This is a genomic window from Marinimicrobium sp. C6131, from assembly GCF_026153455.1.
GTDB lineage: Bacteria > Pseudomonadota > Gammaproteobacteria > Pseudomonadales > Cellvibrionaceae > Marinimicrobium.
The window spans coordinates 1,078,944-1,093,811 of the sequence record NZ_CP110629.1 but is presented as its reverse complement, the minus strand read 5'-3'; the positions used below and the strand labels follow the sequence as shown (position 1 = coordinate 1,093,811).

The 14,868-nt window shown below is 48.8% G+C and carries 10 protein-coding genes; all 10 read right to left on the bottom strand.

The annotated features are described in order from the left end of the window. Window positions 1-6 precede the first annotated feature (6 nt). The 10 genes from OOT55_RS04580 to OOT55_RS04535 all read right to left on the bottom strand — a co-directional run bounded on the left by OOT55_RS04580 (window position 7) and on the right by OOT55_RS04535 (window position 14,694). Window positions 7-1,611: an aldolase catalytic domain-containing protein gene (locus OOT55_RS04580; protein ID WP_265367962.1), complete on the bottom strand. Its 1,605-nt coding sequence runs from the start codon at window positions 1,609-1,611 to the stop codon at window positions 7-9. 23 nt (window positions 1,612-1,634) lie between these two features. Then, a complete protein-coding gene (locus tag OOT55_RS04575) occupies window positions 1,635-2,564 on the bottom strand; it encodes a hypothetical protein (RefSeq protein WP_265367961.1) in 930 nt (309 codons plus the stop codon). A gap of 5 nt (window positions 2,565-2,569) precedes the next feature. Next, window positions 2,570-4,597, bottom strand: coding sequence for a glycosyltransferase (locus tag OOT55_RS04570; RefSeq protein WP_265367960.1), 2,028 nt, complete (start codon window positions 4,595-4,597; stop codon window positions 2,570-2,572). A gap of 15 nt (window positions 4,598-4,612) precedes the next feature. Then, window positions 4,613-5,884 carry a glycosyltransferase gene (locus tag OOT55_RS04565; RefSeq protein WP_265367959.1) on the bottom strand — a complete coding sequence of 424 codons (1,272 nt, stop codon included), beginning with the start codon at window positions 5,882-5,884 and terminating at the stop codon, window positions 4,613-4,615. A gap of 21 nt (window positions 5,885-5,905) precedes the next feature. Then, the gene (locus OOT55_RS04560; protein WP_265367958.1) at window positions 5,906-7,237 is read right to left on the bottom strand and encodes a hypothetical protein; all 1,332 of its coding nucleotides are present in this window, start codon (window positions 7,235-7,237) and stop codon (window positions 5,906-5,908) included. Between the two features lie 42 nt (window positions 7,238-7,279). Next, complete coding sequence (locus tag OOT55_RS04555; protein ID WP_211331030.1) at window positions 7,280-7,624, bottom strand: MarR family EPS-associated transcriptional regulator; 345 nt, start codon at window positions 7,622-7,624, stop codon at window positions 7,280-7,282. A 21-nt stretch (window positions 7,625-7,645) separates the two neighbouring features. Next, window positions 7,646-8,191, bottom strand: coding sequence for a dTDP-4-dehydrorhamnose 3,5-epimerase (gene rfbC / locus OOT55_RS04550; protein ID WP_265367957.1), 546 nt, complete (start codon window positions 8,189-8,191; stop codon window positions 7,646-7,648). Between the two features lie 182 nt (window positions 8,192-8,373). Next, window positions 8,374-9,126: a hypothetical protein gene (locus OOT55_RS04545; protein ID WP_265367956.1), complete on the bottom strand. Its 753-nt coding sequence runs from the start codon at window positions 9,124-9,126 to the stop codon at window positions 8,374-8,376. Between the two features lie 88 nt (window positions 9,127-9,214). Then, the gene (locus OOT55_RS04540; protein ID WP_265367955.1) at window positions 9,215-9,952 is read right to left on the bottom strand and encodes a sulfotransferase family 2 domain-containing protein; all 738 of its coding nucleotides are present in this window, start codon (window positions 9,950-9,952) and stop codon (window positions 9,215-9,217) included. Between the two features lie 329 nt (window positions 9,953-10,281). Continuing rightward, window positions 10,282-14,694, bottom strand: a complete 4,413-nt coding sequence (locus tag OOT55_RS04535; protein WP_265367954.1) for a glycosyltransferase — start codon at window positions 14,692-14,694, stop codon at window positions 10,282-10,284. Window positions 14,695-14,868: the final 174 nt, after the last annotated feature.

Below are 14,868 nucleotides of genomic sequence, written 5' to 3'. Positions count from 1 at the left end.
ATGGCTCTACCCCATCATCCCGTAAACACTTTTAGCGGGCATCTCGTAGCGAGTATCCGTAATCGACAGGATCTCCCGTGACTGGTCATGATCCTGATACAGACTGAGGATGGTGTTCATTTCCGCGTTACGGGGATCATCGGCCGAATAGCCGTCAAACCCGGCCATCAGGATGCGGCGAGCACTTCCGGCGGTCAGCACCGCCAGTGCGTAACAGACCACCAACGACGACGGCAACACACAGGCATAATCATCAAACCGGAAAGTATCTTCCTCGACGGACAGTCCGTAATCCAGAAGCTCCTTACCCTCAAAGGCCGCCTTGACGTCATCACGCAACATGGATGCCGGCGTAATGAGGGGCTGAGGCAGCTCCGAGTAATGGTCACGGTCCGCCAGCAGGCGTACGGGATGGCAGGCAATACGGACATCAATCAATGATTGATCCAGCGCCGACTGGGTATTCATGGCGACCACGACGGGCTTATGCCTGGCAATATAACTCTCCAGCGCCTGCCGGTGATCCGCCACGCCGGGCCCGGTACCCAATAACAGGACCTCGCGATCCGCAAACCGGTCAGACGGTTTCCAGTTCCCTCTCGGCTTACCGACATAGAAGTTACGCGTGGCGTCCAGTGTGTTAAAGCTGAACTTTTTGCCACCTTCCTGTTTCAGGTGATCAATGGTCGCCAGTACGTCCTCTTCACTATAGCGGGAGTCTCCCAACATTTCCTGAATGTAGGTCGGATGAATCCCGTACTTGCCGGACAGGTAGTAATACGGGTTGGAACCCCAGCCGCACTGGGCTTTCAATGGCTGAAAGAACTCACGAATCAGCGTCATCAGCGGTACCAGATTCAGTTCCGTCTTACGAATATCCGCCGCCTCGATGACCAACTCCTCGGTACGGGCATTGCCCGGGCCACGTCCCATACCGGTGACCGTTGCGTCCAGCCACTCTACGCCCTGCTCCAGGGCCGTCATGGTGTTCTGCAGGGCCAACCCTTTGTTGTCGTGGGTATGGACACCCATGGGGCCCTTCCAGTGCGTTCTGAAGTGGCCAAGAATATTCAGGGTATCGGTTGGCGTCATACTGCCCATGCTGTCGGCAAAGTACAGGACATCCACCGGATATTGACTGGCCTCCTTGGCCAACTCCGAAATCTCGTCCGGAGAGCGATCCGCCACCTGCATCAGGTTGAACCCGACGGTAAAGCCTTTGTCTTTCAGCCACTGGCTCGCCGGCAATGCCTCTTTGAACTCATGAACGTGACAGGCAATGCGCACCACATCCACTTTGGAATCCGACGCCGCTTTGGGAAACAGCCGGCCCAGCTTCTCTTCAAGGCCCGCCTCGCCCACCAGCTCCGCGGCATTTACCATAACCGCCACATCCAGCCCGGCGGGAATCTCCAGAGACTCCAGATAATCATCCGTCGTGTAGGCATTGGGCCCCTTGAAGCCCTTGTTGATGAACGAGCGTAGCCCCAGCTCAACAACATCCACCCGGGCTGCCACCATTGCTTTCAGGTAAGCGTTCGCCAGGCTGGCCGTAAAATTCCAGCTATTGTAATAACCGCCATCCCGTAATGTGCAATCCAAAACCTTCATAACTCACCCATCCAATCTGTGTGCTAAGGCGAAACAAGCAACGACTCATAACGCCGCGAGAATTCATCGTATTTCTTGCCGCAGACTTTCGTGACAAACGACTTGAGGTCTTCATTCATGCCCTGCCCTACGCCAACGTTCTTGACAGACTTCGATGCATCGAAACGCACTGCCTGGGAGGGAACCGGAATCGCCAGACGCTCGCACAGCGAGGCGCGAACCGGCGCGGAAGAAACAATATCCTCAAACGCGATCAAGGCTACCCGTTCACGGCTTCGAGGCTTCAGCGCCTCAAATTCACGAGTAAACCGATCGATTTTCTTGCAGAACTGGTTTGCGAACTTTCGGATCGTCGGCTCATCAACGGTTTTATGGTAAAACTGGCACCACTCATAGGCCACATCCACCGGATTACGAATGATGGACAAGTGAAAATCGAATTCTATCTTGTCCAACAGCGCGATGGCATAGCCCGCCGGGTCATTTCGGGTCAGCATGTACCCCGGCTCACCCGTGGGGGTTTTGCTTTTGACCAGCGCTTCCAGCTCGCGATAGAACGGTGCAACCGTCTGACTGATAAATGCCGCTTCCCCGGATCGGCTGGTCAGGGCCTGTTCAAAGTCATCGGCCAGCCGCTTGACCAATGTCCGATACCCATCGCCCAACAGGTGCAACACCCGCGCATTCCGCTTGAAATCATTGATATCCGGTGGGCCGAACGGCTCATGTTCATCACGAATGACCCCCAAAAAGGCGTCCGTGTAGCACGAAACCGGGACATCACACTGCCCCTGCTTCAGGCTCTTGAACATCCCGTTCAGGCACCATTTGCCCCGCATAATTGATGACTCACCAAAATCCCGGGCCAGGGGGGCAAAGTGGCCCGTATCGATCAGAAAGTCCAACAGTGCTGTATTGCCGGTGTGTCCAAATCCACCTACGTTAACGATCATAAAACCTACTGTCCCTCGCCTGTCAGTCTTAAAAATAATTGCAACTCGCCATTGGTGACCTGGCCACGCAGCGCCGCCAACACCTCATCGCGGTCCGCTACATACCGATGCACCTCATCCCAGTGCGTGTGATAAATCCGGTCTCTCAGTGGCGCCTCAAAGCGGTCAATCAGCCAGGCGAATTCGTTCAGGAACTTCTGCTTGATGGCCAGAAAGCGCGTACCGTACACCTTGTTGCTGACCGTCGAAGGTTGAGGGTTCAGGCGAACCAGGCATTCGGGTACGGTCTCAAACCCGGAAACCGCCATATATCGGAGGTTGAACTCCAGGTCCTGATGACGCGGGTAGCTTTCGTCAAAGCCATTAATCATATCAAGGTACAGGCGCCGGTAGGTCGCCGTATTGGTGTGAAGATAATGTTTTTTGTAATCCAGTGTTAAAATGTGTTCCGACACATTACCTTTCGGGTACCGGGACTCATTGTTGGCCGGAGAGTTCCACCCCAGAAACCCACAATAGACCGCTCCCACGGCCTTGGGCAGAACCTGCAGCTTCCGAACGGACTTTTCCAGTCGGCCACCCAAATATTCGTCGTCATCGTCGAGAAAGGTGACAAACTCCCCGGAGGCGTACTGCAACCCGGTGTTCCGGGCCGCCGCCCCATTGCGATTGACGCTGTGTTCGACATAGTGAATGGTGACATCAGGGTACTTGCGTCGCACCTTCTCAACGACCGCGCGGGTTTCTTCGTTGTACGGGCTACCTTCGCCGTTATCAGACACCACGATCACTTCCTTGTCCGCCCAGCTTTGGCCAGCCACAGAGCTCAACGCTCGCAGCAGGTTCTCCGGGCGCTTGTAGGACGGGATGATGGTACTCACCCGCCCCGCCACCAACGCTCGAACCCGGGGCTGGAAGGGAATCAGGGTGCCACCATCAGACGGGGACAACGCAAGCCTGGACTCCACCAACCGAATAATGTCGCTTATCTCTACATCGGCAGTCGACGCGGTATAGGCATAGCAATCGTAGGCCGGGAGCTCTCCCAAGGCGTCTTCCGGGAGGGCGCCCTGCCAGTCTTCAACGGTGGTCAGCTCCGCGTTATGAATGGGACGCACCCCATCGGGCGAAACACCCAATACCGCAAGCGTTACCGGTAGCTCATTGCGTTTTACTGCATCCAGCAGACTTCTGGCCTGAGCGGGATGACGCACCAGTAACCCCACGCTGAACTTGTTCAGGGGATAGTCGAAATTGGTGACATCCCACTTCATGCGTTTACCGTGCTCAAACTGATTCCGGGCACCGCGAATGGTACTGGTGCCAACATCCGGCATCACGATGTTCGGGTACGCCACATAGCACTTACCAAAGTGCCGCTCATAGAGCTCGCCCAGGGTAATGTGGTCAAAGGGCGCCTCAAAGCTGGATTCGATCTCGATCAGCTCCTCAAACACACTGTGATCAAAGGCAATCGCAAAGGAACCACAGGTTGCCAGGCTACGCGGATAGTAATAGCCGTTGGCCTTGGCCGCATCCAGGTCCACATCGCCCCACTTGTACTGGGAGGCCCCCAATTGCAACACCTTCCAGTCATCACCCACCGACGTCAGAAAGCGCTTGAAGGCCTCACCGAAATCGTTGGCGAGGATGACATCATCCTCAAGTATGAGAATGCGTTTGAAATTACGCCGCCTGGCGTCTTTCAGAATGGCAATGTAGGTGTGGATATAGCCGATCGCCCCGGCAGACTCGATAAAGTGCTTGCCCCGGCTTTTTTCCTTTTCGTTGAACTCCGGGAAACGCCGCAAAGCCCCTAGGGGCCGGGCCGAGTATTCCTGCCACTTGGCATACGCTCTCCCCTGGTAACCGTTTACCGCTGCAAACAGCTCAAACCGGATGCCATGGGCGCGCAGATGGTGAGCCACCTTGAAGCGATTCTCGGTCTCATGCTCCAGGTTCACCAGATAAATGTTATCGAAGTAGTCGGACACGGAGGGTGAAGACGAATTGGCCAAAATAGCGTGACTCATTGAATAAATTAAGCGTCAGGCAAGTGTCGAAAGCGTATCGGACACCAACCGCAGAAAATCGTTGGAAACCCGGCTCCGGCCAGCGCTATCGGTTTCCAGCAACTGATTCCGAAAAGGCTCCAGATCAGTGGGTTTTGTCGTCGAGCGTTTGCGACCGCACCCAACGATATAGCGTTCCAGGCGGGGCGCCACACTCTGCATGGACAACCGCTCCAGGAAGAGGTTTCTGGCACTTGAATGAACCGGATCAATGGGCGCATCCAACGCCGTCGCGAGTGCGGAGGTCAGGCTCTGACGGGTAACGGGCTGGAAAGCACCCGCCGCCGCCAAATCACTCAATGCGGGCAGCTCCTGAGCCAGCACCGTCAACCCCATTGCCAGTGCATCGGTCAGCTTGGCAGGCACCTGAAACTCCGCCGCCCGGGACTCCGCGTCCTGCAGCAGTACCACCACATCGCCAATCGACACTACATCCGCCGTATCCCGGTAGGACTGACCCGCGACAAACTGAAAGTTCACTCCCCGAATGCGCAGCAGCTCCTCCTTGACGTCCGAAAACGGAAAGTCCCCCACCAGGACAAACCGCACATCCCCCCGGCCAAGGGTGGCAAGCGACTCGGCGATATCAAAAATCCCCTTGTGCTTGCGGGGTGTACCGCTGAACAGCACCACTTTGCAGTCGTCCGGTATGCCAAACAGGGCCCGATTGAACCGTCGACGGGCCAGCGAAGGGCTGAACGAGACCTCGTCGCGCGCATGGGGAATCACCTCACCGCCATACACCCGCTGCAGCGCGGGATTAGAGACGGTTATGCCGTCAAAGTAGCGGGACAGCCCGACCGCCAACTGGGTGGCCGCCTTGCCGGTCAGGTCATCGACGGGAACCTCCAGCTCAGAGGGGGCCGTCACCGGGTGATCGGCACCCACAAACGCCAGCTCCTCATCATCGATATCAACGATAACCTGCGCCTGCCAGATCAGCTTATACAACAAGCCGATAATAATATTGGGCAACTTGGGTTTGGACAGGTGTACGAGATCAAAGCGCTGACGCTTAACCAGCGCCTCGGCTTGCGCCAGAAAGCGAGCGGGGTCTTCCACAAGCACCACGTCGGGATCCAGCCCCATTCCCTGCAACGGGCTCCAGAGCTCACGTCCCCAATGGGGAAAAATGCAGCCAATCAGCGATGCCTCGCACCCTGGCACCCGCCGATATAGATCGAGCAGCGTAACCGCCCGACCCGCCGCATTATGGGACAACTCCCATCCACAAACCCCAACCTTCACAACACCTCCTGTGGGCATAACTTACGCAACTCGCCGTCCTTCATCCTTTCCATGCAACACATAATGCACCAACGGATTCAATCCGGCCTTGGCCACATCCGGATTCGCGCGCAGATAATTCTTGCTGGAAAAGTACGGGCCCGGATCGCGCCCCTCAAAGGCACCGTGGCGCACATAGTGCTCCTCCGGCTTCAATCCCGACTGTACGACATCCGGGTACTGCGCCAAGTACCATTGACCATCAAACAGTTCCGACTGCTGAAGCACTTTCACATTTTTCTTGATACCACGTCGACGAAACAGACCACCAACCCGCTTGACTTTGCCCAGCACCCACCGCAGCGGGAAAGTCAGACGCCAGAACAGACTGCCCTGCACCGCCATCAACGCGGCATTCAGTTCGTCGCGCTCACGTTCCAGTTTCTGCGCCCGCTTGGTCGCTTTACTGAGCGCCCGCTCTTTATCACTTAACGTCTTCCGAATGCCCGCAATTTCTTTCTGCTTGTCCCGACTGAATTTTTCCATTTCAGAAGCGGTATACTCGAGCTTGCTCTTGAGGGACACCAATTCCCCCTTGACCGTTCCATTCTCAGATCGTAGGCGCTCGAGCTCAGCATCTTTGTCTTTACTCTTCAGGTAGTAGCGTTCAAGTTCCTCTTGAACTTTGAACAGCTCTTTAATAACTAAATCATTCTCATCTTTAAGGGATTTAACCTGTTCTTCGCTCTCTTTTGCGGCCCTACTATTGCGCTTTACAGTCTCAATGCTCGCAACGGTAGACATTAGATCGACCAAAGGTCGGGCATAGGTCTCTTTCCCCACGGGGACAGAGCCAGCCTCGAAGTAAGGCAATAAACCTTGAATGTTCGTACTTTGATCCGCAGCCTGCACAGCGACCAGCAGGTCAAGATTCTGATCCAGGTCCTGCCCGTCTCGGACAGTCCCGACCCGAACAGAACGCTCTAACGCCGAGTTAGCAGCCGTCTTCAGTGCGGCGTGATTTTGAGCCAGCCATTTCAATGCCTCATCCGGACTATCACACACCGCATCAACATCCAACAGAGCAGCCTGAGAACGATTGTGTCGGAAAAAGGCCAATAACGATTCTGCCGATGCAATCCATGCGGAAACCGCCGATTTCATATCGCATCCATCCGCCAGGGCCTGCGCAATACAACGCTCCGGACGGCTGTGAAGCAGCACATAGCTGACATCACCCGAACCATTCGGTGAACGGTCACTTAAGTACCAACGCTCAACTTCGGACGACCGACCGTCCCAGCCCATCGCCTCCAACAGAGGGGACAGCCGCTGCCATTGACTATGGGGTAAAGCTCCAACAACCAGGGCCATGTAGACATTGCTCCCAATAAAAAATAAAATATGAGTACGAAACTAATAGGGACGCCGCTTATCCTGAAGCTCAGACACGTCTTTTCTAAGCTCGGCAATTTCACGAGCCAGGGCTTCATGTTCAGCCAGTTTGATTCGGAGAAAATCAACGGTCATACGGGCCTTTTCCTCAATACCGCGAGGCGTCAGAAGATAAGCATAGGCCTTTTTATTCTCACTGTTTCTGAAATTGGCAGCCTTGATCATCCCCTTCTCCGCCAGCGCTTTCAGGCAATAATTCACCTTGCCCAGACTGATGCCGAGGGACTTGGCCAACTGCCGCTGGGTGATTTCTGGCTGATCCTCCAGAACCTTAAGCACCTTATATCGGTATTCGTCATCCATCATGATCAGCCATTTACCACATTACTAGTCAAAATAAGGACAATCCGAAAACGCCAGTCCATTGGCATCCTTGTCCGAGAGCTTGACATTGCCATCCTGAACCGGCCACTTGACGCCTACAGTGGGATCATCCCAGCGCAAGCTATACTCATCGCCAGGTGCATAATAATCCGTGCATTTGTACTGAAACTCGGCCATCTCACTGGTTACATAGAAGCCATGAGCGAAACCCGGCGGAACCCATAGCATCTGCTTGTTGGATTCACTGAGATAGGCGCCCACCCACTGGCCAAAGGTTGGGGAGCTTTTACGCATATCCACCGCAACATCAAACACCTCGCCACGGGTAACACGCACCAACTTCCCCTGAGGCTGCTTATGTTGATAATGAAGCCCGCGCAGAATCCCTCTACTGGAGCTTGAGTGGTTGTCCTGGACAAACTGGTAATCACCGCAGTGCTCAACAAACTCTGATTGGCGGAACGTCTCCATAAAAAAGCCACGTTCATCACCGAAAACTTTTGGTGTTAACAAAGCGACGCCTGAAACATTCAGTTTTCTATACTCCATACTACCCCTTATGCACGAAATCACACCAATTTAAACAATCATTCAGAACAAAATTCAGAACTTTTAAATGAGTCAATCATAAATCAAAACTAAAAGGCTCATTCACAAACGTAAAGAACGATCCACACACTATAACGTATTCACATCCGCTACAGAATCCCCTTCACGCCAACCAAGAAAAATCACACAAAGGCGCGAACGACAAGCTCCAATCGTCCACCCGACCTAGATAACTGATCAAGTATTCCATCATCAATTGTGAGTTGAAATTGAGGATCGTTACTATAAGCAGCCACTCCAGCTACGCCAAAGGCGTTCATACTAGCAGGACAAACTAAATCGACGTCAACAATTCTACCAACATCGCTCAACGTTCCAGACCAGCACCAAAGCTGCTCATTTGAACACCCAAGAAGACGAAGACTCTCTACAAGATACGCGCCCGGACGATTGGATATATCGAAACGTACCGCAGTGCAATTTTTCTCCATTGCACCAATTTCAAAATTAACCTTCTCTAACCTTCCACTCGCAGAAAAATTCTGCTTCAGAGAACACCTCTCCGAGAACTGGTAGTCACCACCACAACACCAGTAAAGAGCAGCCTCACATGCATTAGGGTCGCCTTCTCCCTCAGCTAGCTGGCCAGAACTCTTTGATTCAGGATGTTCTGAGCAAGCTTTTTGAGCAGGAATATATGCAATAATCTTAGCAACCTCCCTGGACGACAAGTCACGCTTAAGAAGGGCGGACACCCAGCGGCGCGCAAGATTCAAATCAGGAATTTCAAGAGCATCCGATATCAACTCTTGAAAACCAACATAACTAAGCGCTGAAACTTCTTCATCAAAAAAAAGCTCGATAAACCTATCAAACCTAGAACTCAATCTCGCACTTAAAAGAGCGGAAGCAGCTCGTGGCGATAGCATTTCCATAAGCAATTATCCTTCAACAAAACCAAATCAACCAATTCGACAAAATAGGACCAAACCAAAACACCAACCTTCAATAGCATAAAGTACTTTATGGCTTTAGCAAAAGCTTGCTATTGCACCAACTACTGTACAGTTCAACATCATTCTTGTATCCATTTAAAACTGCTGAGTATATATGCCGAGGATACATACCTTCCACTGAAGGAAGGCGACCTGCCATTTTCAATGAGTAGAGCTCCTTAACCGGGACATCATGCCAGAGTCCTTCCTCTATTAGAGAATACCTATCTGAACCGTGCTTAGTAAGCTCCCTAGCATCAAAAACGTCAAAATCAATTTTTTCTTTAAGAGTCTGAATGGCGCTAGAAAACCTTTCTACACAAAAAACGTCCGAATACTCCTCGTAAAGTAGAAAATCTACTTGAGGCCGCCAATGAATCTCATGTTTTAAAAGTTTTAGGCTCAGCAACGAGTTAATGAAATATTCAAACGTCACATCATCTAACGAACGCTCTCTTCCAATAAGAGAGTAATAGGTCCACGCTGTCGGAGCCTCCTTGTTAACTATTTTATCCAAAAAAACACTCGCCAATCGACGAAAAGGGCAGCGCAGAACAACGAATCTATATTTTGCAAGAAGCGCTTCTTGCAATGTCACAGAGAATGTCGCATTGTTGGCGTGAATCCAATTAATATCTCCACCAGGAGGCAAGCACTCATTCTCTATAGCGACAGAATAACGAAGTGTTGAACACGCATTTTTTGGTATAAAAGAGTATACGGCAGCTTTTTTATACAAACTTAGCGCGTGGGACTTACTAATCATAAACGACGAGTTCATGTTCAACGCGCTATTGCTAATGGCTGAATATCGAAACATGCTGGAGAGCCTTCTCTTTCATTTAAACATTATTCATGGTCAGACAAAGACCAAAATATAGCTCAGACAAAATGATGCGTATCAAATATACCAAGCCATTGCAAAACACATCTCTGTATCTAACTCTAAGTCCATGATATGGGTGAACCTCAGAATGGTAGCCTATGCGAACCTTGCATCAGGTCAGGAACGACAACTGCACAGCATCTAAGCCAAACTATAAGCATTGTAACGACTTAAAGCGCAATAAAAATTTAAGCTATAAGCATAAAACCTTAATCTTGAGCCTGATAACGAAGAAGCAATCTAGAGGCGTTAGATTGAACTTTTTTAATAAGAAGCCCATTAAAACTAACTTTCACGAGCTTTTTATAGTTTGGATGGAGTCTATCCAACGCTTTTTCGCCCTGCTTAATTAAAACATCTTTCTGACTTGCAAATGAGGCACTTCTTACATGGAAGACATATGACCAAGGAGATATAACATTGAAATAACCATTCTTGATCCCCCTCATGCAGTAATCATTTTCTTCCCCATACCCTTTTGGAAAAGACTTTTCGTCAAAAACTCCCACCTGGTTAATAAGTGATCTTTTGATGTACATACAGAAGCCATTCCCAGTCGGCAGTCTAATTAAAGGTGAGCCAATGCTTCCGGCGAGAATATTTTCAGCATAGACCTCTCTACTCATACCATCCTCAGGGACATTGCAAAAGCCCGGCTTTGGGAAGGAAAATGCTCCTGAATTGTTACCCATTGATGTAACAGTACCTACCGTTTCACTGCTATATGCTGCCAAACGCAGACCAAACAACCATCCAGACGTAACTTCTGTATCACTATTCAACAAAACCACATCGTTGGATGTCGATTGTATTGCTTTATTAACAGTCTTCGTGTAACCCAAGTTCACATTATTATCAATATACTTTATATTAGGATGATTTAAGCAGAAATTACTAAGTTTTTTCACGCCTATCTCATCTGTACTTCCGTCATTCATGACTATAATTTGGGCATATCTCATGTCGGTGTATTTCAAAACACTTTGAATACACGCCATCGAATAATCAATCGCATTGTAAACTGGAATAACAACACTAACTTTCTTGAATAGCGAATTAAAGCTGACAGAGTACTTTTGAAAGGCAATATCAAGCGTTCCAACAAGTCTGCTATCAGTGTTAAACCGCTTATCTAAACTGATAGCATATCCTCTCAGGTAAGAAAGCTTGAAATTGCTGACGAGACTTGGGGGTGAGTACCTTCTCAGCACATGCTGCCTACCATTTTCGCCCAATCTTTTCCTTTCCGACCTAGATCGGTAGAGAAGCTTCACCTTTTCAGCAACAGCATGAGTATCACCAAAAGGAGAAAGATAACCATTGAATCCGTCGATTACCAGTTCTGGCAAAGCACCCCAACTATAACCTAACACCGCCCTCCTTGCAGCCATACCTTCCGCAACAGTTCGTCCGAAGGACTCCGCGAAAGACGAAAGGTTTAAAACAACATCGACTTTAGAAATTGCCTCTACTGGAGAATCAAAGTAACCAGGGAAAATTATATTCTGAGGAGAGCCTGAAGATATTATGGACTCTTTGATACTTTCAACATACGAATTGTTTGGCCCGATCAGTGCAAACTTTGCGTCGGGACACTCTTCTTCGCACAGCTTTGCCACTTCGACCAAATCATAGATACCCTTTTTTGGAATATTGCTGCTAATAACACCAAAAACTACATCATTCTCGTTTCGTTCCGGTATATCAAGAACATCAACATCCACAACATTGGGCGCCAAGAAAACTGCTTCATCACCACCAAAGTCATTTTTAGTAGCGGCGGAATTAGCTATTATGAAATCGGAATGTTCTCTCACATATTGCTTAATCGGCTCGGCATCCAGCCCTATATGCCTGCAGAGATATTCATCTTTGCTAATCAGTTCCCTGACATGACAATAGCTAACGGCACCTTGCTCTTTTGACGCCAACAGAGGTTCTCTAAGCATTAGCGTGTTAACATGAACAAACTGCACATCATGAAATGACATAATAGATTTAAATCGTTCAATTGCATCGTACTTAGGGCCTTGGTTCGCCGACCAATGTTTATAGTCAAAACAATAAACACCAGCAGACAGAGATCTAAGCGCGCTTAAATACTCTTGATTAGCCACCTGAGGAAGACAAATATACAAATTCAAGTCTAGCTCAGACACCGCTACAAGCATGTCAAGAAAGCTTCGCTCACCACCAAAAAGTGACTTCCCTGCAGCATGAGCAACCATAAGTACCGTCGGCAACTCTCTGTTATGTGTTTGCGCACCCTGAAGAAACGAGTCAAAAGCCTCATCTACGTGCGTCACGTCACATGCATCTATAAACCTAAAAGGAGAAGCACAACTATCTTTCGGAAAATTACTTGAACCCTCAGACTGAAATACCGGTCGATATATAGCTACGCCACTTTTTAAGTTTTTCATTGAATCTAACGACCACGAAACCACAACAGCGTGATCATCATCATAGTGAGACTGATCGTCAAATAAAATTTTTGTAGACCAGCGATCAACAAACTTTTTTCGATTTTTGCTTATGTATTTCCCTCTACCTTCGGACTTTCCTTCATGATGAACCACCACTGAGGTTGGCTCGTACCAGCATTGACGCTTCTGATTACAAACACGCAAACAAAAATCAACATCTTCTTGACCATTTATAAAGTAAGGATCAAACCCGCAAACATCAGCAAAATCTTTAGATCTAACACCAATACACGCGGCTGTGACTGCATGTAAGAATCTCCCTTTGTTTACTACAGAAGAATTGGCTGGGAGGCCAGCATATAAAGGGTAGCCAAGGTTGCTCCACCTAGAAAACACAACACCCGCACACTGAACCGTTCCATCAGGGAAAACTAGTTTTGGCTGAACAACTTTAATATCTCTAGAGTTAATCATTGGCCGGATCATATTATCCAACCAACCATCGCTCACAGTCGTATCATTATTCAAAAAGACTGCATATTCTCCTGATGACTCTGAAAATCCGACATTACAACCTAAAGCGAAGTTTAAATTTTGATCATTTGTAACCAATTTAAATCCATATTTTCGGGAAAGCTCCTCCAAAATGGATTTAGTGCTCAAGTCACTCCCGTTATCTACGACAATTAGCTCCCAACATGTTTCGTTTTTTGAAAAGTACAATGATTCAATGCAATTCTTGGTAAGTTCCCCTTGACCATAGACCGGAACTATTACCGAAACTAATCCGCCCCTTCCCGACCTAGAAGAAAGTGAAGGCCAGTCAATATTAACCGCATTCATAACCTTATAGCGCAAAAATGCCGAATCTTCTTTGTAGGCACCTGAGGAAATTGTTAATTGCCTGTTTTCATTAGCACCATATCTGAGGTAATGAACAAATGGCTCAACTCCAGAACTTGTAACATCCTTATTGGCGTGTCGATAATCTTGCGGCTTAAATATTCCGTCAGGAGGCACGCCTTTGAAGGTCCCGAATGTCAGATAGTGAGTAATTAGATCTACATCCGCACATCTAAGAGGCGGGAAGTGGGCCAAGTACTGATTCTCATTAAAAAGGCCCGATTTTTGAATGAGCTTTCGATCGCTCTCGTAAGAAACCAACCTTTTCAACACATCTGAAATGTTCGCTTTCCCTATGAGCGATTCATCAGAATCAATAACTAAACCTGAGTCACTAAACGAATCCACCTTAGCAGTCAACAACCCCACCGAAGCCCCATACAAGCGAGGAATCAGCCCGAAAATTCGTTCGATTGCATGCTCAATAAGACCGTCTTCCTTATAATTGTCGCTAAACAGAATCCCCTTAGTCTTAATAAATTCGCATAACCCCAGCAAAAGCTCGGGCCTTATCCAAAACATCGTTCCCGCAAAAAAGCCCCAATCACCAACTTTTCCATGATCACCGCTCACAAATTCAACAAATGATTCAACAACACCTTTGTTACCATACATCAACCGCTGCGCGGATTGAAAAATAGGCAAAGACCCCACACAACCCAAGTTGTTGTTATTTGAAAACGCAGAAACGATAGTACAAAAATTTTCTTCTGAACCCACCAAAGAATCCAGCATCAAATCCCGCCATGCCGCCCCTTGAGCTCCCAAACCTTTCTTTGTGTGTAGCTTGCACACACAAGTATATTTTTCCTCAACTAGAGTTGGGACTAAACCTAGAAAAGGGCCTATATCTAACCCAACATTTTTAACTCGGCTCACTCTAGCATCAGAGAATTCATTTCTTACAATATCAGCAAATGTTACGTCGATAGTTTCAGAAAAGGTTACAAACAGATCAAACTTAGTTCTTATGGCTAACAATCGATTCCTAATCAGCGTCCACATCTCCAAATAATAGACGTGAACAACAACCGCAATCTTTGCCTCTGAAGAACATTCATTATTAGAACGCCGGGAAGTTACTTCCCCCAGTGTGCAGTCTTCGTTAGAGCCACCTACCCCCCCCTTGTCATCAAGAAGCTCAAGGGCTCTATTAATATTGAATTCAATAATGTTTTCGAAGTCAGGGAGGACGGTTTTGGCTTTTCGGTATTTCTTGATCGCGTCACTATACATCCCTTTTAAAAACAATAAGTTGCCTTCCGTAAGGGGCGACACATCTTTATCTATCATATGAAACCTATTATACGTTAGCGCTTAGGTGGTGGAGGGCGCCAGGCGCTCTAGAATAAATAGAAGGGGCTGACGCAAGCCACCAAGTTTAAAAAAATTTACTTCTTTCTCAAAAACACTCAGAATTGTGCGTCATCCAGGCCACCCTTCGCATTAATTGAAGAAGACAACGGA